Origin of the sequence: Acinetobacter pittii ANC 4050 (assembly GCF_000399685.1) — a bacterium.
Taxonomy (GTDB): domain Bacteria; phylum Pseudomonadota; class Gammaproteobacteria; order Pseudomonadales; family Moraxellaceae; genus Acinetobacter; species Acinetobacter pittii_E.
Genome location: NZ_KB976987.1, coordinates 1,232,479 through 1,252,430, shown reverse-complemented (window position 1 = coordinate 1,252,430; position 19,952 = coordinate 1,232,479). Strand labels below are relative to the sequence as shown.

Annotated in this window: 14 protein-coding genes and 1 pseudogene; 7 read left to right on the top strand and 8 right to left on the bottom strand. The window is 37.4% G+C overall.

Annotated elements, in window-relative coordinates:
* Window positions 1-2: 2 nt before the first annotated feature.
* Window positions 3-701: an orotidine-5'-phosphate decarboxylase gene (gene pyrF, locus F931_RS09625; RefSeq protein WP_025470315.1), complete on the top strand. Its 699-nt coding sequence runs from the start codon at window positions 3-5 to the stop codon at window positions 699-701.
* Here the strand turns inward: pyrF and F931_RS09620 are convergent.
* Entirely contained in the window at window positions 698-1,609 is a 912-nt protein-coding gene (locus tag F931_RS09620) for a LysO family transporter (RefSeq protein WP_016141184.1), read from the bottom strand. The two genes, pyrF and F931_RS09620, sit on opposite strands and share 4 nt — an antisense overlap.
* Before the next feature lie 46 nt (window positions 1,610-1,655).
* Window positions 1,656-3,203, bottom strand: a complete 1,548-nt coding sequence (locus F931_RS09615) for a flavin-containing monooxygenase (RefSeq protein ID WP_080649466.1) — start codon at window positions 3,201-3,203, stop codon at window positions 1,656-1,658.
* 121 nt (window positions 3,204-3,324) lie between these two features.
* Here F931_RS09615 and F931_RS09610 point away from each other — a divergent pair, with 121 nt between their 5' ends.
* The 3 genes from F931_RS09610 to glcB all read left to right on the top strand — a co-directional run bounded on the left by F931_RS09610 (window position 3,325) and on the right by glcB (window position 8,099).
* Entirely contained in the window at window positions 3,325-4,347 is a 1,023-nt protein-coding gene (locus F931_RS09610) for an AraC family transcriptional regulator (protein WP_016141182.1), read from the top strand.
* 77 nt (window positions 4,348-4,424) lie between these two features.
* On the top strand, window positions 4,425-5,567 hold the full coding sequence (zapE, locus tag F931_RS09605; protein WP_016141181.1) for a cell division protein ZapE: 1,143 nt from the start codon (window positions 4,425-4,427) through the stop codon (window positions 5,565-5,567).
* Between the two features lie 366 nt (window positions 5,568-5,933).
* On the top strand, window positions 5,934-8,099 hold the full coding sequence (gene glcB, locus F931_RS09600) for a malate synthase G (protein ID WP_016141180.1): 2,166 nt from the start codon (window positions 5,934-5,936) through the stop codon (window positions 8,097-8,099).
* Window positions 8,100-8,168: 69 nt separating this feature from the next.
* Here glcB and F931_RS09595 read toward each other — a convergent pair whose 3' ends face one another.
* From F931_RS09595 to F931_RS22595, 6 genes and pseudogenes are all read right to left on the bottom strand, one after another.
* Window positions 8,169-8,582 (bottom strand): ExbD/TolR family protein, encoded by a 414-nt coding sequence (locus tag F931_RS09595; protein ID WP_016141179.1) that lies wholly within the window; start codon window positions 8,580-8,582, stop codon window positions 8,169-8,171.
* Between the two features lie 18 nt (window positions 8,583-8,600).
* Entirely contained in the window at window positions 8,601-9,026 is a 426-nt protein-coding gene (locus F931_RS09590; RefSeq protein ID WP_016141178.1) for an ExbD/TolR family protein, read from the bottom strand.
* Between the two features lie 15 nt (window positions 9,027-9,041).
* Window positions 9,042-9,923 carry a MotA/TolQ/ExbB proton channel family protein gene (locus F931_RS09585; protein WP_080649465.1) on the bottom strand — a complete coding sequence of 294 codons (882 nt, stop codon included), beginning with the start codon at window positions 9,921-9,923 and terminating at the stop codon, window positions 9,042-9,044.
* A gap of 40 nt (window positions 9,924-9,963) precedes the next feature.
* Complete coding sequence (locus tag F931_RS09580) at window positions 9,964-10,677, bottom strand: energy transducer TonB (RefSeq protein WP_016141176.1); 714 nt, start codon at window positions 10,675-10,677, stop codon at window positions 9,964-9,966.
* A 110-nt stretch (window positions 10,678-10,787) separates the two neighbouring features.
* The gene (locus F931_RS09575; RefSeq protein ID WP_016141175.1) at window positions 10,788-13,502 is read right to left on the bottom strand and encodes a TonB-dependent receptor; all 2,715 of its coding nucleotides are present in this window, start codon (window positions 13,500-13,502) and stop codon (window positions 10,788-10,790) included.
* Window positions 13,503-14,049: 547 nt separating this feature from the next.
* Window positions 14,050-14,118 (bottom strand): annotated as a pseudogene (locus tag F931_RS22595) (hypothetical protein); the annotation flags it as partial.
* Between the two features lie 159 nt (window positions 14,119-14,277).
* On the opposite strand from F931_RS22595, the gene hbpA reads away from it, so the two are divergent.
* Genes hbpA through F931_RS09560 form a run of 3 tightly spaced genes read left to right on the top strand, consistent with a single transcriptional unit; the run spans window position 14,278 to window position 19,941 of the window.
* On the top strand, window positions 14,278-16,068 hold the full coding sequence (hbpA, locus tag F931_RS09570) for an ABC transporter substrate-binding protein (RefSeq protein ID WP_080649464.1): 1,791 nt from the start codon (window positions 14,278-14,280) through the stop codon (window positions 16,066-16,068).
* A gap of 15 nt (window positions 16,069-16,083) precedes the next feature.
* Complete coding sequence (oppA, locus tag F931_RS09565; protein WP_016141173.1) at window positions 16,084-17,907, top strand: ABC transporter substrate-binding protein; 1,824 nt, start codon at window positions 16,084-16,086, stop codon at window positions 17,905-17,907.
* Window positions 17,908-19,941, top strand: a complete 2,034-nt coding sequence (locus F931_RS09560) for a M3 family metallopeptidase (protein ID WP_080649463.1) — start codon at window positions 17,908-17,910, stop codon at window positions 19,939-19,941. It begins immediately after the preceding gene.
* Window positions 19,942-19,952 lie beyond the last annotated feature (11 nt).

The following is a 19,952-nucleotide window of genomic DNA, read 5'->3' as shown; positions in this document are numbered from 1 at the left end:
TGATGGAAGAAAGTCTCTTGAGTATCATTGTTGCGTTAGATGCAAAAAGCCAATATGACGCTTTAAAAATTGTTGAACAGCTTGACCCCGCTTTGTGCCGTGTAAAAGTAGGTAAAGAGCTTTTTACTCATGAAGGCCCATCTGTTGTAAAAAAACTCCAAGAACAAAATTTTGAAGTTTTCCTCGACCTTAAATTTCACGATATTCCTAATACTACAGCTCAAGCTGTTTGTGCGGCAGCTGATTTAGGCGTATGGATGGTAAATGTTCACGCTTCAGGTGGTCGTAAAATGATGGAAACCTGTGTGGAGCGTTTAAAAGCAGGTAATTATCAAACTCAACTTATTGCTGTGACAGTACTCACATCGATGGGCCGTGAAGATTTAAAAGATATTGGTCTAGATGTTGAACCTGTAGAGCATGTGAAGCGCTTAGCTAAATTAACTAAAGAAAGTGGCTTGGATGGGGTGGTTTGTTCTGCTCAAGAAGCTAAGATTCTTCGTGAATTGATCGGGCAAGACTTCTCTTTGGTAACACCAGGAATTCGCCCAGAGGGATCTAATGCAGACGACCAAAAACGTATTGTGACTCCAAAGCAAGCTATGCTTGATGGTTCTACACATCTGGTTATTGGTCGACCGATTACTAAAGCAGAAAACCCAACAGAAATGTTGAAATCTATTTTGGCTTCAATTGCCTAAAGATTTAGGAATAAGCTAATTAATAACGGGGCGAGTAGGCTTAATAATAAGCCACTCATCATGGCATGTGGTACATAATGTGTACCGCATGACTGTTTTACCATTGCTAAGGTAACATCCATTGACGTGGCGCCAGCGCTTGAGATAGCAGGGCGTGGAAAACGCCAACCCATGGTATACATTAGAAAAATAGCAACAATTTCTCTAAACAAGTCGGTTAATAAGGCGATTCCACCCAACTCTGCCGAATGTAATTGCGTAAATAAGATCCCTGACATTGAATACCAGCCATAACCTTGTGCTAAAGCTAAAGTTTCATTCAGTGTAAAATGCTTGTGAAGTAAATAGTAATTCAAAAAGCCCGCTATACATGACCCTAGAAAAGCAGCTAAAGGTACAATTAAAATTTTCCAGCTTAACCATGTACGGTTAAAGTGGGTAAAGGCAAGTTCGATACCAATTAAGAAAATAAAAAGTAATAATAAATACCAACTATTAAATGCCATATGTGAGTTGAATTGGGTGGCAATAGCTCCTAATAAAACACCTATTCCTAATGCAAAAAAAGCTTTTGTAATATTTTTTAAAGCATTTACAAAAAGTTGAAGTGAGATTTTCCCTTTGACACTTTGTTTATCAAAAATTGTATAAGCCAATAAACAGGTAAAGAAAGAACCGAAAGATGTTGTAAGAGCAATAATAATCGCTGGTGGGAGTATGGCAGAAGGATTCTTAATTTGGTCAAGGGCCAATGTTAATTCTAAAGCTACACTTGCTAACAGAATATAAGAAAAATAGGGAAGTATTTTAAATATGAAGTGTCGGATATTTAGAGATAGTTTTGGAGCTAAAAAATAACCGGAAGCAAGTGCTAAAAATATTTGAATGATGAGATAAAAGGATTGCATATAATAGATAGATTGTTATCAACCTACCTATTATGTCTTGAACATTTTAAGCTGCATAGCTCTGTGAGCTTTTATTTAAAAGTAAGTAATCTTTGGACTTAACTTTACGTGTTTCTAACCAATACTTCCATGTGTAAGTTGGCCATAGAGAAAAGTTCTTTCCATCGGCAGATTGATACCAGCTACTACAGCCACCAGCTTGCCATACAGTTCCTTGAAGCTGCTTTTGAACACGTTCATTAAAAGCGTCTTGAACTTCTGGTTTAATCTCAATTGATTGTTGTCCAGATTTTTCTACAAGTTGAATAAGCTGTAAAATGTAATTTACTTGAGATTCAATCATAAAAATAATCGAATTATGTCCTAAAACAGTATTTGGCCCGACGAGTTGGAATAGGTTAGGAAAATTCTTGGTCATTATTCCATAATAACTTTCTGCACCATCTTTCCAAGCTTGTTTTAGCTCGATTTGATTGCGTCCCATACAGGTGAAATGTTTTAAATAAATACGTGGGTCAGTAATAAAACCTGTACCGTAAATTAAACAATCAATAGGTCGTTCTTTACCATCTTTAGTGATAATACTGTTTTCTTTAATTTCTTGAATGCTATCAGTGACTAACTCAACATTTTTTCGGTTAAAGGTAGGAAAGTATTTATTTGAGATAAGAATACGTTTACATCCCATGACGAAGTCAGGTGTGAGTTTTTTTGCTAGCTCTTTATCTTTGACTTGAAAACGTATGAATGCTTCTGCCAATTTTTGGCCATATTTCATGATTTGAGGTTGAACAATTGGTACAACGCGAGATTCATTACTCCAGTAAAGACGACTACGATGAATTTGGCGATAAATATTTGAAGATTTGAATAATGCTTTACTTAAGCTTGAATATTTGCGCTCATCTCGTGGTATGACCCATGCAGCTGTTCTTTGAAATACATAAAGTTGTTTAACATCTTTAGCTATTTCAGGAATATATTGGATTGCACTGCCGCCCGTACCAATAGATGCGACTGACTTGCCGTTCAAGTTATAGTCGTATTCCCATTGTGAGGAATGAAATACTTTCCCTTTGAATTTTTCGATCCCTTTGATAGAAGGAATTTGTGGAATGTGTAAGGGACCTGAGGCAAAAACTACAAATTGAGCTTCTATAGAAGGCTGGTCCTTAAAATCTAGAGTCCACACATGACGTGTTTCATCATATTGGACATGAGTTACGTCATGCTTAAACTTACAGTAATTTTTAATTTTATATTTTTCTGTAATATTCTGAATATATTCAAAAATTTCTGGACCCTCAGCATAGCGTTTGGTCCAATCGGTCTTTGGTGCAAAAGACAAGGAATACATGTGAGATTGAACATCACACGCTGCACCTGGATAACGATTTTCTCGCCAAGTTCCACCAACATCGTTTGATTTTTCTAAAAGAACAAAGTCGTGCTGTTGATTTTGTAGTAAACGGATTGCCATTGCTAGGCCACCAAATCCAGCCCCAATAATAGCGATTTTAGTTTTTTGAATAGTATCTTGCTTTGCGTTTAGCATTGGAAACCCTGCATAAGCTGAAAAGAGGATTGCACGCAAGACTAACGTTTTTTGATCAGTTTAAACATGATTGTATCGACGTGAAAATTGATAGATTAGGCAATTAATTTTCTTGCTTCTTTATAGTAAAACATTTCAGTCTAGGGAAATTGATAGAAGAATGAAACGGTCGATACTTGGTTTAATCTATTTAATTCAAGGAATGCGCAACGCTGGCATTGATGTCGACTCACGTTTGGCCGATATAGGTATTAAAGTTGATGCTTTAGACCCAAGTTCTACAATTCATGATCGTCTTGAATGGGATATTCAACAAATTATTAGTAAAAATGTTGAGCCTGAAAAGGGATTGTTTATTGGACAGCATTACGCTTTAGCAGGGTATGGCCCCTTGCTTATGTTACTTGTTACAAGTCATGATATTCAAACCGCTTTAAATAAAGGTATAAAATATCAAAAACTTACTCACTTATTTGGTAGCTTAGGTTTATACGAAACTGATGAGCGCACCATTCTAAATTATTTGCCTGTTGATTTGAAAACTGAAATTGGTCAGTTACGGGCACAATGCGAAGTCTCGGGGACTTATAAGTTTATTCAAGATATTTATACGATGATGGGATTACAAATGCCTACGATGCGTATAGAACTTCCTTTTGAAAAACCTACTGATTTAGATACTTTGTCACGATATTTTGCATATTATGGCGAAGATGTGCATTTTAATGGTAAATATGCGGCATTTAGCCTAAGTAAGGATGTACTTGAAATCAAGATTCCTTCTGCCGATATCATTACACATCGTATTTATGAATCAAAATGTATTGCAGAGATAACAAGATTAAATCAACAAGATCATCAAACTCCACATATCATACAATGTGTACAAGATTATCTTGAGTTGCAACAAGGAATTATCCCGAGCATGGCAGAAACGGCTTTTGCATTGAAAATGCCTGAAAGGACATTAAGGCATCAATTGCAACAGCTAAATACGAGTTATAAGCAAATTCGTGAACAAATTATCAAGAATAAGGCATTGAAGCTTATGGAATATAGGGAATACTCAATAGAGGTCGTTGCCGAATTACTCGGCTATTCTGAACCAGCGGCATTTAATCATGCTTTTAAACGATGGTTTGGGCAGAGTCCTCGACAATATGCAAAAGAGTCATCGTCGTAACTCTTGATGCTAAAAGCTAATGTGGTTGAACAAAATGTTCGCTATACTCTCATCAGTTAAAATTGAAATAAAACGATATGTTAAATTTAAAATCTTCTCATAGTACTGCATTCACTCCTTCTTCCCCAGCAGAACGCTATGCTGAGGCTTTAGCTTCAGGCCAATTTATGGCAGATGAAGCGCAAGCACAGGCAGTGCAAGAATTAGATCGCGTATGGAAGGAACTTTTAAACCGTTATAAAGCCTCTAAAAAAGCTTTCCGTCGTTTTCGTCGCCAAACTTCACCTAAGGGTGTATATATGTGGGGCGGAGTAGGTCGTGGAAAAACTTGGCTGATGGATCAATTTTACGAGTCTGTACCATTTCGCCGTAAAACGCGTATGCATTTTCATCATTTCATGCAACATGTTCATAAAGAGCTAAATAAGCTTTCAGGCCAACGTAATCCGCTTGAAATTGTAGCTGACCAAATTTATAAAGATGCTGTTGTTATCTGTTTTGATGAATTCTTTGTATCAAACGTAACAGATGCAATGATCTTGAGTGATTTATTCCAAAAATTATTTGTTCGCGGTGTGACATTAATTGCAACATCAAATATTGCCCCAGATGGCTTATATAAAAACGGTATTCATCGCGATCGCTTCTTACCAACAATTGAAATGGTTAAAAAGAACTGTGCTGTTTTAAATGTAGATGCGGGCGTGGACTATCGTTTACGTGTACTAAAACAGGCTCAATTATTTAAATCACCATTAAGTAATGAAGCACAAAACTGGATGTCAGAGCGCTTTAATGCATTAACTCATACACAATCTCATTCTCAAGAGCCGATTGTGATTAATAACCGTGTTGTTGAGACCCTCGGACATACAGAAGACGTGTTATGGTGTGAATTCTCTGAACTCTGCTTTAAACCACGTAGCCCAGCAGATTTTATTGAGATTGCAAATATTTATAATACGGTTCTAGTCAGTAATGTTCCTCATTTGACAGATTTCTTGTCAGAGGGCACTCGTCGTTTTATTTACCTAGTCGATGAATTCTATGATCGAGGAGTAAAATTACTTTTAACTTCTCAAGATAGTATTATTGATATTTATCAGGGTGAAAAATTAGCATTTGAAATTGAGCGTACGCGTTCACGTTTACTCGAAATGCAATCTGACGAATATTTACATTCTGAACATCGTCATATTGATGATACTAAAAACGCATAAAAAATAGATATAAAAAGCGCTCTAAACAGGGCGCTTTTTTTACAACAAAAATTGATAAATTTAGTTAAATAGTGCTTTTTCACACTGTAAAGTTTGATATAACTAAATACGCTTTAGAAAAACAAGATAGTGAAATTTTTTGTCTGTTAACAAAAAGTCTAGTTTCAGTATCTTTAAATATTGAATAAATTGTTGGGAATCCTAGTTAGAATTTTAATATTTCCTTTATAGAAAAATTTATCTTTGTCAATAGTTTTGCAAGGGAAAATGCTTACTATTTAGGAATGTGATATTAGTATTCAGCTTAATTTAAATCGGTATACTAGGATTCTCTTGGTATAAAAAGTAGCAACTTCAGGAAAGACAATGACTGCACGTATTCAAAAAGGCAAGTTAGCGATTGCTAAAGAACTTTACGATTTTATCGAAAATGAAGCTTTACCAGGTTCTGGTTTAGATAGTGAAACTTACTGGAAGAACTTTGAGCAAGTTGTTGTCGATCTTAGCCCAAAAAATAAAGCATTATTGGCTAAGCGTGATGAATTACAAGCAAAAATTGATGAATGGCACCGTAACAACAAATTTGAATTAGGTGCTTATAAAGCGTTCTTAACTGAAATTGGTTATTTATTACCGGAAGTTGAAGACTTCCAAATCACAACTGAAAATGTTGATGAAGAAATTGCGTTGTTGGCAGGGCCACAGTTAGTTGTACCTGTACGTAATGCACGTTATTGCTTGAATGCAGCAAATGCTCGTTGGGGTTCTTTATATGATGCACTTTACGGCTTCGATGTAATTTCTGAAGAAGGTGGAGCTGAAAAAGGCAAAGGATATAACCCTGTACGCGGTGCAAAAGTTATTGAGTTTGCTAAAAATTTCTTAAATGAAGTTTTCCCACTTGCGCAAGGTTCACATGCAGACGCAACAAAATATGCGATTGAGCAAAATAAACTTGTTGTAACTTTGAAAGATGGTTCAAAAACAGGTTTAGCTCATGAAGCTCAGTTCGTTGGTTTCAACGGTGAAGAAGCAAATCCTTCAGAAGTCGTACTATTAAGCAATGGTCTTCATGTCATTATTGAAATCGACCCATCTAGCCCAATTGGACAAACAGATTCCGCTGGTGTTAAAGATTTAACATTTGAAGCGGCAGTAACCACAATTCAAGATTTGGAAGACTCTGTTGCGGCTGTGGACGCTGAGGAAAAAGTTGAAGGTTACCGTAACTGGTTAGGTTTAATGAAGGGTACGCTTCAAGAATCTATCGAAAAGAATGGTAAAACGATTGTTCGTGATTTAAATAAAGATCGCGAAATTAAAAACTTAATTGGTGGAACTACAAAACTTCATGGTCGTTCACTTATGTTACTTCGTAACGTAGGTCACTTAATGACTAACCCAGCTATTTTAGTAGATGGGGAAGAGATTTTTGAAGGTATTATGGATGCATTGGTAACACCATTGTTATCAATTGCTGATATCCGTAGTACAAACGAAAATAAGAACTCACGCAAAGGTTCTATGTATATTGTTAAGCCAAAAATGCATGGACCAGAAGAAGTTGGGTTTGCTGTAGAGCTATTTGAACGTGCTGAACAGGCGATTGGGTTGCCACCTAAATCGTTAAAAATCGGTATTATGGATGAAGAGCGCCGTACATCTGTAAACTTGAAAAACTGTATTGCTGCTGCTAAAGACCGTACGATCTTTATTAATACTGGTTTCATGGACCGTACAGGTGATGAAATCCATACTTCTATGGAAGCTGCGCCGGTTGTTCGTAAAGAAGCTGTTAAAACACAAAAATGGATTGCTGCTTACGAAAACCGTAACGTTGCAATTGGTTTGAAATGTGGTTTACAAGGTAAAGCACAGATTGGTAAAGGCATGTGGCCAAAACCAGATAGCATGAAAGATATGTTAGCAACCAAAGCTGCACATCCAAATGCGGGTGCTTCATGTGCTTGGGTACCATCTCCAACAGGTGCTGTACTTCACGCGATGCATTACCATCAAGTGAATGTAAAAGCACGTCAAGATCAGTTAAAAGCTGAAGAAATGTTGTCATTAGATGACTTGTTAACTCCTCCATTTGCACCAGAAACAAACTGGTCAGCAGAAGAGATTAACAATGAGCTTGAAAATAACTGCCAAGGTATTTTAGGTTACGTTGTTCGTTGGGTTGACTTAGGCGTGGGTTGTTCAAAAGTTCCTGATATTAATAACGTGGGCTTAATGGAAGACCGTGCCACATTACGTATTTCTTCTCAACACGTTGCTAACTGGTTACGTCACGGTATTGTAACTCGTGAACAAGTTGAAGAAGTGCTTAAACGCATGGCAAAAGTTGTTGATGAGCAAAATGCGAATGATCCATTGTATAAACCAATGGCTGCTAACTTTGAAACTAACATTGCTTTCCAAGCAGCTTCAGACCTTATCTTTAAAGGTTGTGAACAGCCTTCAGGTTATACTGAGCCGTTACTTCATGCTGCTCGTTTAAAGTTAAAAGGTTATACAGGTGACTAATTTTAACCTGTCATAAAAAAAGCCTCTTCGGAGGCTTTTTTATTTGAAAGAATAAATTAAATGTATGACTTAATTATTACTCACAATTCCAATTTTAGTGACCCCTAAACGCTGTGCTGTAGCCATGACCATTGCTACATTTTTATATTCAGCCATTTGGTCTGGTTTGAGTTTGATCTGGTCTTGATCTTTTTTGGCAACAACAGTTTGAAATAAAGTCTCTAATGCCGTACGGTTAGAAACCTGTTGGTTATTCCAAAACACTTTACCTGCTGCATCAATTCTTACATCAATTACTTCCGGTGGCTTTTCATTTGTTGGTGGTGGTGTCCCATTTGGCAAATTAATATTAATCGCGTTGTTTGGGGCAGGTATAGTAATAATAAACATAATAATAAGTACCAGCATGACATCAATAAGCGGTGTCATATTGACTTCCAACATTACATCGTCATCATTATTTGAACCGACATTCATACCCATAAAATTCTCCTTAAATAATTACTGGGAGGCTGGAGGGGTAGTAACAAATGCAATTTTGCCAATACCAGCTTGTTTGGTTGTACTAATGACCTGATCTATCGCTTCAAAATGGGTAAGCTGATCTCCTCGAATATGTACCTCAGGCTGCGGTCTTTTTTGTACCACGGCTTGTAATTTTGCCAACAATATTTCTTTATTCGGTACATAACTTTCGTTCCAGAAAATATCTCCTGTCTTATTGACTGAGAGTTGAATATTTTCAGGCGTGGTTGCGTACGGAGTATTTTTTTCTTCTGGTAGTTTCACTGGAACTGTATGTGTAACTACTGGAATAGTAATAAGAAAAATAATAAGTAAAACCAACATGACATCTACCAGAGGTGTCGTGTTAATTGTTCCAATCATTTCATCATCATCATCTTCAGAACCAACACTCATACCCATAATGTTTGCTCCTGATTATTTAATATTACGGTTAACTGAATTATTGGTATTAATTTCTCCGCTTAATAAAACCGCGTGTAAATCTGAGCCAAATGAACGGACATTTTCCATAACGGCTTTATTGCGGCGAGTAAGCCAGTTGTAACCAAGTACAGCAGGTACTGCGACTGCAAGACCAATAGCCGTCATAATTAAAGCTTCACCAACGGGGCCCGCAACTTTATCGATAGACGCTTGACCTGAGATACCGATAGCTGTTAATGCGTGATAAATTCCCCATACGGTACCAAAAAGTCCAACAAATGGTGCGGTAGAACCTACCGTTGCTAAAAAGGCTAAACCACCACCTAAATGATTTTGTATTTTTTCAATTGCGCGTTGGATAGAAATGCTTACCCATGTATTAAAATCGATTCGCTCAAGTAAAGAACCGCCGTGTGATTTAGTTGAATTAATGCCTTTTTCTGCAATAAAGCGATAAGCGCTACTTTGTTCTAAACCTTCTGCAGCATTATCAAGGGAAGTAGCCTCCCAGAAATGTTTTTCAGCTTCTTTGCCTTGGCGTTTGACTTTACCTTGCTGCAATAGTTTAGAAATGATGATGTACCAAGTTCCAATCGACATGAGTACTAAAATAAATAATGTAGACTTAGCAACTAAGTCACCTTCACGCCAAAGGGCTTCTAGACCATAAGGATTTTTAACAGTTTCACTCGTTGCGGGCTCCGGTGGTGGGGTTGGGGTATTTGTATTTGATGTGGCTTCAGTGGTTGCTGTGGCTACAGGTGCATTGCTTGTTTCTTCTGCAAAAACTGAGCTTAATGGAAATAACGAGCAAGCTGCGATTAGACTTGCAGAGGCGAAACGAACTAAAGGTTGAGTTGATTTTTTCATCATATATCTCCAATATTTTTTAATTTCTTACTAATTCAATTGTTTATTCAATTACGAATGGATATTCAATTTCATACCAATCTTGCTGAGGCACACCATCTTTCATTGCTGGTTTGAACGTACATAAGCTATAAGCTTTAGTTGCCGCCTTATCTAAAATTTTGCTACCACTCGATTTTTTTACTTTGGCATCAATGACTTTGCCGGATGTATCAACCAAAACACGTATACGCACCGTACCTTGTTCTTCATTCATCAGTGCTTCACGAGGATATTCCGGTTTTTCACAGCCAGCAGAGCCTTCCGAAACTCCACGACTTACACCAGCTGGTTTTGGTGCCGGCGCAGCAGCCACTGGAGTAGGTGCAGCAACAGGGCTTGGAGATGGAGTACTAGGTGCCGCAGCAACAGGGGTAGCTACTTTAGTCGGTTGAGCCACTGGTGTCGTTTTTTGTACCGGTGTTGCCACTTTCTCTACTTGTTTAGGCGGCTCTGGAACCTTGGCAACTTTTTCCACCATTTTGGGTGGCTCAGGTGGTTTTTCCTTGGGTTTAGGCTCTTCCGGCTTTGGTGGAGGCGGCGGCTTAATATCCTGAATAATTTGTAATTCCACAGGTTTTTCTGCTGGTTTTTGAATATTGTTTGCTAAACCTGACATCAGAATATAGGCAACAAGAAGATGCAGAAAAATGACTGCAGCAATACCAATTAGGCGTTTGGCAGATTTATTTTCTATGTCTGTAAAAGTCATGCCCATAGTTACTCCTGAAACTGTAGACAAACAATTTTTTTAAATGACTGTTTGGCTAAGAATGAGTATTCGGTCTGCAAACACGATGTCTAAAGTCGTGTTTGCAAAATAACCAATTAGAACTTGTATGTACCTCGTACAAAGTAGGTACGTCCTAAAGGATCTGCGTAACGTGGGTCATATCCCATTTGGAAGTTGTCACCAACATTTGAAGCAGGAGGGTCTTCATCAAAGATATTCTTAATACCTGCTGTAACTTCTAGATTTTTAAAGCCTTTGTATGTTCCTGAAATATTATAAATTGTATAGTCGCTTACTTTATGATCGCGATAACCTTCCGCAACAGAAGAACTTGAATTTTGGTCATCGTAACCACGAGTGAATTGTTGTTGGAAATTTACACCCCAGTTTTGGTAATTCCAATATAAATTAGCAGTATGTTTCCAACGAATAATTGGAGCATCTCCAACATATGCTCCTAAACTACTAATCCATTCCCCATCTTTTTCATTTTGATATTTATATTTAATGACATAAGTTCCATCAATTCCAAAACCAAATCGACCTGTTGCTGTCATTGGTGTTATATAGTTTAAACTTACATCAACTCCTGAAGTTTTTAAGTCACCCATATTGTCTTGAGTTGTAATGATATGATTAAGTGTTCCATCTGGATTACGTACGAACTTATCGGCATATTTTGTTGGATTGTTAAAAATATCACCTTCAGGTAATGCTGCTATTTGGTTTTCAACTTCAATATTAAAGTAGTCTAAAGTTAGAACTAAATTCTTAATTGGTTCTAGAACCAAACCAGCTGTAAACGATTTTGATTCCTCAGGATCAAGATCTTTATTTCCTCCATTTTTGCGGTCAAATTGGGTTTCGCAATCACGGCTGGCAACACCACCAGGTGGAAGAGTATCTCCTGGATTTTTAGGAGGGCCATTCGGACAAAGTACCGGATCATTATAGTAAGCTGAAGTATTTGTTATAGAGTTAGGAGCATTTACTTCCCATAAAGTTGGTGCTCTAAATCCTGTGCTATAAGAGGTACGAAACATTAATTGTTTAATTGGTTCCCAGCGAAGTGCGAATTTAGGATTAAACGTATCTCCGAAATCACTATAATCATCGTAACGGGCTGCAAGTTGAGCCTCTAATGTTTTATGTAATGGAATATGCAGTTCAGTAAAGACTGCTTTAATATCTCTTTTTCCTTTATTTGTAGGTTCATCAGGATCAACCCCTGTACTTGGTGCTTGACTAGCCACTTCAGAAACCACGTTTGAGGTCCATTCATCATGGCGATAGCTAGCTCCTACTGCAAAACCAACGTCACCTGCTGGTAATGTAAATATAGGTCGACTAGCAGTGAAATCAACAGTAGTTGAATCAACATCTGCTTTTAAATAAGTACCAGTTACGCCCAGTGTATCCCATAAACCCGCATCTTCTGGTGCTTGTGGTCCAAAAGGGTTTAAAACCCCATTATTTAAAGCTTCTTGAGTTTTTTTGTAGTTAAGATATCCACTGTTTAGCCGGTCTTCTGCTTCGCTATGAGCATAAGTAATACCGGTATTGATATCCCAACCATAAGCTTCGCCTTCTAAACCACCGAATATTCGATGTGACTCATTAATACTAGAACTAACACGATTACCAGCTTGAGAACGAATATAAAGTTCAAGTGGGCCACTGACTTTATTCATAGCAGGTGTAATTCCATTACCTGGATAATATTTACTATCAGGATTCAATGTTAAATCGAAGAAAACGTCTGGAGCGACAGAAGTAGTAATTTCATTGCGTGCGTAAACATATTCTGCTACAGCATTTAAATTGTCATTTAGCTTAAAAGTAGCGCGTCCCAATGCTGAGATATCTTCAGTTTTTGGAACAATTCCAATCACTGCTTGACTGTTATAGCGGCAGAATCCACCTTGAGCGTACACGAGCGGGTTATTCCCGCATCCAGTTGCTGCATATGGGTTTCCTTCGGTACCAGTTTTTGTGTCATAAAAGTTAGCAGGAAAACTACCACTACTACCTTTTGTAATACCTAACTCTGGCAATAATCCTCCGCGTTTACTAACTTTACGATCTTTAGCCATAACATCGTTGCCATGTCGATAATCAACGACACCAAAGATATTGAAGCCATTTTCATCAAGATCACCATAACCACCAAATACGCTTACATCTTGTGTATCCCCCCCATTTTGCTCTGGTTGTGTCAAACCTCCACTGATGTTTAAACCAGTAAATTGTTTTTTAGTAATGAAGTTGATTACACCACCAATCGCATCTGTACCATAAATTGCTGATGCTCCATCTCGTAAGACCTCAATGCGATCTAACATAGCGAGTGGAATAATATTTAAGTTTGTGACGCCGCTATCATATGCATTTGCAGCCAACCGACGACCATTAAGTAAGATTAAGGTTTTATTGGCACCAATTCCTCGGAGATCTGCTGCTGACCCTACAGTTCCACTAGCGCCTACATTTTGCGCAGTAACAAAACTTGATTGATTTGCACTGATTTTTGCTAAGGCCTCTTCGGTTGTTGTCACCCCTTGTTTTAAAATTTCGTCAACTTTTACGATAGTAATGGGCGAAGCACTTTGTGCTGCAACCCCTTTAATTGAAGAACCTGTCACCGCAACTTTTACGACTTTTGTTGGTTTTTCATCGGTACTTGATTGTTCTGTTTCTGCTGCTTGTGCCATGGTAAGACACATCATGCTTAAACTAAGGGTGCTTAATTTAAGAATTGTTTTGCCAATCTTGGGGGTTACCTGAGATCGAACATTGTATTTTTTTTTCATCGTGGATTTGATCCCTTTTTGTTGTCGTTAGCGATATTGCTGGAAAGTTTTTAAGCAAAGCAAGTGCCAACTATATATTTTTCTTTTTTTAGTTTATGCAAAATATTGATATATATTGATTTTATTATGGTTGAGTAGGGTGCTTTAGCTTTTTTGAGATAAAAATAAATTTTCCATTTGGAAAAATTTTTGATGGTGGCGAAAAGTTTCAAATTTATTTGTGTAAAAAATATACATTACTAGACTCTTCACATGCTTATTAAATAAAAATGTATCGTTTTAGAGCTTTTTAATAGGTAATGTTATAATATTTATAATTATGTGGTTTAATTATAATTTAATTATTAATCAATAAATTATTTAAAAATTATGTGTAAAGTAAGCTGGTTCTAATGTGGATCATAATTAATTTTTAATGTATTTTATTTGTGCATTTAAGGTGTGAGATGATTAACTTATATGAATATAATATTTGGCAAAAAGTTACTTTTATTTATATAGTTCAAATGTTTTTAAGTATCTAATAAAAATATGAATTTTTAATATTTTAAAATATTTTAAGATGGATATTAATAAATGGCATGAAATTCGCTTTATATTCAATAGTTATAAAACTCTAGGTATTTGAGTTTATTTTTCCATTTGATCAAATAAAAAGATGATAAAGGAAAGTGAATTTTAAGACCTAAATAGGCCTATCTGTCGAAAAAGAACTTTTCTTATGCAGATTTAGATGTTACTCAAAAGGATAATATCTTTTAAAAAAACTAATTACGTGGGTATGAACTTGAAATTAAAATTTTTTAAGCTCGCCATTTTAAGTCTGGCTATTACATCAGTCCCTTGTGCTTACGCAATTACGCCAGCACAACCAAACAAAATTTTGCACGTTGCCTATGAAGCCCCAGATGATGGCTTCGATATGGTTAAAACTAACAACTTCTATAGCGCGAGTATTGCGGAAGCCATATTTGAGCCTTTACTCAAATATGATTATTTAGCAAGCCCATTACAGTTAGTTCCCTATACGGTAGAGAGCCTGCCCAAAGTGGAACAAGGCGGTAAAGTTTATACATTTAAAATTAAACCGGGTATCTATTTTACCAATGATCCCGCTTTTAAAGGTAAACGCCGTGAGTTGGTAGCTGAAGACTATGTGTATGCAATTAAACGTATTTTAGACCCCAAAAACAGAGCACCTTCCGTTTCTTTTCTGGATGGAAAACTGGTAGGGGCCGATGTAGTTGTAGCTCAAGCAAAAAAAACAGGAAAATTTGATTATGCTGCGCCCATTGCTGGGATCAAAGCGCTTGATCGATATACTCTGCAATTTACTCTCACTCGCCAAGACTTCAACTTTCCTTATATTCTTGCCTATATTACCTTTGGTGGCGTTGCTAAAGAGGTTGTTGACTATTACGGTGATCGTATTGGCATGCATCCAGTTGGTACAGGACCTTATATGTTAAGTAAATATGTACCGAGAAGTAAGGTCGAATTAGTTGCCAATCCTGATTATCGAGGTTTTGTCTGGAATTTTAAGTCAACAGGCACGCCGTGGGATAACCAGCTTATTAAAGAAATGAGCGGTAAGAAAATGCCCCAAATTGGTAAGGTTGTAGTCAGTATTATTGAAGAACAACAGTCACGATGGTTAGCTTTTCAGTCTGGTCAATTAGATTTTGATAGACTTACAGCAGATGCTGTTCCGCAAGCTTTAGATGGAAATCAACTTAAGACTTCTTTTCAGAAAAGAGGAATTAAGCACTTCCCATATAAGGAACCCGAAATGACCTATACGATGATGAACATGCGTGATCCGGTCATTGGTGGTTTTAACCCGGAAAAGATAGCTCTGCGTAGAGCAATTACTTTATCGTACAATCAAAAAGAAAGTATAAAACAGGCTTATAAAGGGCAAGCAGTTAGAGCAGAAATGTTTATACCTGAAGGTGTAAATGGCTATAACCCTAAATATAAAAGTAGCGTAGGGTACAATCCATTATTGGCAAATAAATTACTTGATTATTATGGTTATAAAAAAGGTGCTGATGGTTATAGAACTATGCCAAACGGGAAACCTTTAATTTTAAAAATTAATACAGAAAATAGTTCGGCCTCAGTTATCCACTCTGAACTTTGGAAAAAGAATTTAGATGCGATTGGTATTCGTGCTGACTTTAAGGTGAGTAATTTTGCAGATAACTTAAAAGCCGCAACTCAATGTAAATATATGATTTGGAGTGGCGCATGGATTGCTGACTATCCTGAGGGAGATAATTTTGCGCAGTTGCTTTATGGGCCAAATGCAGGTCAGGGAAATCATACTTGTTATCAGTCTAAAACATATGATGCGCTTTATACTCAGGCCATCCACTTGCCGCCTCAACAACGCTTACCATATTACGAAAAGCTTAACCGCCAGATTGAAGCTGATAATCCTTGGATTATTCATGTAACCCGAATTCGTAACTGGTTGATACGGCCACAAGTTCAGGGTTTTAAACCCCATCCTATGATGAATACAAACTGGCAATATCTTGATATTACTCCTATTAAAAAATAATTTTAGATAAAGATCATGATGACTGAAAATTTAAAACAAAAGCTCAAGCACTGTAGTATCAGCTTGCTATTCGCTAGTATGGCCTTAACGGGACCTACAAGTATTTTTGCGAAAAGCCCAGCCGATCCGAATAAAGTTTTACGTTATGTATTTCCAACAGCTGAAACAGGTTTCGACCCGGCTTATATCCATGATTTATATTCTGCACATGTAACCACATCGATATTTGAAACCTTATATACCTATGACTATTTAGCAAGGCCAGCAAAGCTTGTTCCTCAAATAGCAACCGCTATGCCCGAAGTCAGTGCCGATGGTCTGACCTATACCATTCACATAAAAAAGGGTATTTATTTTACGCCAGACCCTGTTTTTAAAGGTAAACCAAGAGAATTAACAGCCAATGATTATGCGTACTCTTTTAAGCGTTTATTGGACCCGAATTTACGTTCTCCAAATAGCTGGTTATTAGAAAACAAAATTGAAGGTATGGAGGCGTTAGTCAAAGCAGCCAATAAATCCGGAAAATTTAACTATGATCAAAAGGTAAGTGGTTTACAAACACCTGATAAGTACACTTTGGTGATTCGTTTAGTTAAACCAGATTATAACTTTCCTTTATTATTGGCTCATGATCCGACAGGTGCTGTGGCACGCGAAGTTATCGAAAAATATAAAGACAAAGCTGGTTATGTAATGGGTCATCCTGTGGGTACAGGTCCTTATGTACTGAGCAAGTGGGTACCAGCATCGCGCATTGTTTTAAAGGCGAATCCTGATTATCGTGGCTTTACTTGGAACTTTACTGCTAGTAGCCCTGAAGATCAGGTAATTGTAAAACGCCTTAAAGGTAAAAAAATGCCTCAAATAGGCACAATTGATATTCAGGTGATGGAAGAAAACCAATCACGATGGCTAGCATTTCAACGTGGTGAGGTTGATATATTTCAGCTTGAAGGCCAACTGGTCGCAAAAGCGGTTAAAGACGGTAAGTTAAGGCCTGAGCTTGCTAAAGAAGGCGTGCAGTTATCCCGCATTGTTGATCCTGAAATTAGCTATATTTATTGGAATCTTAAAAATCCAGTCGTAGGGGGAATGAGTAAAGAAAAAATTGCTTTACGCCGTGCGATTGCGATGTCCCGTTCAATAGACCAAGAAATTAAATTGGTAAGAAATGATGATGCACAGCGTCTACATTTTCCAGTTCCACCCGGTGTGGTGGGAAATGACCCTCAATATAGAACCAGCACACCATATTCGGTGAAAGCAGCAAATTTACTATTAGATCGATATCACTATAAAAAAGATGCATCAGGTTGGCGAACACAACCAAATGGGAAACCTCTTGTTATTGAGTATATGGCGCGTAGCGACAGTATTGGGCAACAAAGTGCTGAGCTTTGGAAAAAGAACTTAGATAGTTTGAACATTCGAATGGTTTTTAAACCCATGCTTTTTGCAGATCTCATTCGCGCGCAAAAACAATGTGAAGGGATGTTTGGGTCTTCTGCGTGGATAGCCGATTATCCAGATGGCGATAATTTTATGCAGAATTTTTATGGACCTAATACACACATGACGAACTGGTCTTGTGGTTCTACACCAGAATTTGATCCGTTGTATCGCCAAACCCAACAAATGCAAGCAGGTCCTGAAAGAGATGCGCTCTATCGCAAAATGACACGTCTACTAGAAGTATATATGCCCGCTCAAATATCTTATGCACGTTACCGAAATATGCTGGCTCAACCCAAAATCATTGGATATAAAAAACATCCAATTTTACATGCTGAGTGGATGTATTTCGATATTGATACAAATACTAAATCGAATCATTAAGTGAAAAAAATTGGAGATAAAATGAAAAACAATACACTGAAAATGATAACTTTATCTATGTTGACCATGGGTGTAAGTCAGTTTGTAATGGCAGAGACAACACGTCCTACTTTGCCATTACTGAAAGCACAACAACTTCCAGCATGGTGTGATGCAAATTTAAAAAAGATTCAACAGCAGATTACAGTTTTTGAAAAAACGCCTGTTACAAATAATGCAGCAGCTGCACCTATATTGGCAAAATGGGATAAAATCTTTGCCCATTTTGAAGATTTTTCAGGTCCGATAAGTCTCTATAGTAATGTAGATCCAGATGCAAAATTGCGTAAGGCCGCAGAGGACTGCGAAATCAAAATTAATCAATTTCATACTGATATATTTCAAAACCCAAAGCTCTATAATTTAATTAAAAATACGCAAGCAACAGATCCAATTGACCAAAAATATCGCCAAGATATTCTCAGTCAATTTGAAGATACTGGTGTTCAATTAGAACCAGCAAAACGTGCACGAATGAAGGCTATTCTGAATGAGTTGACCAAACTCGAACAAGAATATGCACGTAATGTCCGAGATAATCCGGAAAAACTTGAGTTTACTCCTGAAGAGATGAAAGGGTTGCCTCAAAGTTATATTTCTGCATTGAAGAAAAATGCTAAAGGCAACTATTTATTAGGTTTCGAATATCCGGAATATCGTCCATTTATGGAGCTCGCGGATAATGATGATGCCCGAAAAAGATATCAAATTGCCTTTACGCGACGTGGTACTGAACAAAATTTAAAACTACTTAAACAGGCAATAGATTTGCGTTATGAACTTGCGCAGTTATTTGGAAAAGCAAGTTATGCAGATTGGGTTTTAAAAGACCGTATGGCTAAAACACCTGACGCCGTAAATCAATTTTTAGCAGAAGTACAAAAAACAGTAGCTCCACTTGAGCGCAAAGAAGTAGAAGAACTGCGCGCATTTAAAGCGCAAACATTAAAAACGCCATTAGAAAAAACCGAGATCACCCGTTGGAGCGAAGCTTACTGGAGTGAAAAACTTCGTAAGAGTAAATATCAGATTGATCAGGAAAAACTTCGTGACTATTTCCCGACTTTAGCTGCTCAAAAATGGTTATTTGCTATTTCATCTGACCTTTATGGTATTGATTTTAAACCTGTCAAAGTGAAAGCATGGCAAAACGAAGTTGAATATTACGACGTAGTTGACAAAAAGACAGGAAAGCTTCTTGGCGGTCTGTATATGGATAAATTCCCTCGCGAAGGGAAATATGGTCATGCTGCGGTTTGGGGAGTATACGGTGGCAGTACATTAACCAATCGATTACCCGTTTCAGCCTTAGTCACCAATTTTAACCGTAAAGGTTTAAACAGTGATGAGCTAGAAACTTTTGTTCATGAATTTGGCCATGCTTTACATGGCATATTATCAAATACACGTTATGCCAGTCAGTCGGGAACATCCGTAGAGCGTGATTTTGTAGAAGCACCGTCTCAAATGTATGAAGAGTGGGCACGCCGTAAGGAAACTTTATCTAAAGTAGCTGATTACTGTGATCCAGCATGTCCACGTGTTGATGACGAACTCATTGCTCGTTTAAAAGCTGTACATAACTATGGTCGTGGCTTGCGTTATGCGCGTCAAACTCTTTATGCACAGTACGATATGTCATTACATACTGCCGATGCATTAAAAGTAAAGCCTTTAGAAAATTGGCAAAAAATGGAAGCTGCTACAGCATTAGGTTATGTACCAACAACAGAGTTTCCTGGGCAGTTTGGGCATTTGATGGGTGGTTATCAAGCTGGTTATTACGGCTATATGTGGTCTGAGGTTTTAGCTTTAGACATGCTTTCTGCGTATGGGGACAACCTTAATAATCCACAAGTTGGACAGCGTTACCGTCAAACCATTTTGTCACAAGGTAGTCAAAAGCCAGCTGCTGAATTAGTTAAAGATTTCCTTGGCCGTGAACCTGATAACAAAGCGTTTTTTAATGAAATTACCGGACAACGGGTTAAATAAGGAATTATCAC

Excerpts from the sequence above, each read along its gene's own strand:
- pyrF (WP_025470315.1), top strand. The coding sequence starts at position 3 with ATGGAAGAAAGTCTCTTGAGTATCATTGTTGCGTTAGATGCAAAAAGC.
- F931_RS09620 (WP_016141184.1), bottom strand. The coding sequence starts at position 1,609 with ATGCAATCCTTTTATCTCATCATTCAAATATTTTTAGCACTTGCTTCC.
- F931_RS09610 (WP_016141182.1), top strand. The coding sequence starts at position 3,325 with ATGAAACGGTCGATACTTGGTTTAATCTATTTAATTCAAGGAATGCGC.
- zapE (WP_016141181.1), top strand. The coding sequence starts at position 4,425 with ATGTTAAATTTAAAATCTTCTCATAGTACTGCATTCACTCCTTCTTCC.
- glcB (WP_016141180.1), top strand. The coding sequence starts at position 5,934 with ATGACTGCACGTATTCAAAAAGGCAAGTTAGCGATTGCTAAAGAACTT.
- F931_RS09595 (WP_016141179.1), bottom strand. The coding sequence starts at position 8,582 with ATGGGTATGAATGTCGGTTCAAATAATGATGACGATGTAATGTTGGAA.
- F931_RS09590 (WP_016141178.1), bottom strand. The coding sequence starts at position 9,026 with ATGGGTATGAGTGTTGGTTCTGAAGATGATGATGATGAAATGATTGGA.
- F931_RS09585 (WP_080649465.1), bottom strand. The coding sequence starts at position 9,923 with ATGATGAAAAAATCAACTCAACCTTTAGTTCGTTTCGCCTCTGCAAGT.
- F931_RS09580 (WP_016141176.1), bottom strand. The coding sequence starts at position 10,677 with ATGGGCATGACTTTTACAGACATAGAAAATAAATCTGCCAAACGCCTA.
- F931_RS09575 (WP_016141175.1), bottom strand. The coding sequence starts at position 13,502 with ATGAAAAAAAAATACAATGTTCGATCTCAGGTAACCCCCAAGATTGGC.
- oppA (WP_016141173.1), top strand. The coding sequence starts at position 16,084 with ATGATGACTGAAAATTTAAAACAAAAGCTCAAGCACTGTAGTATCAGC.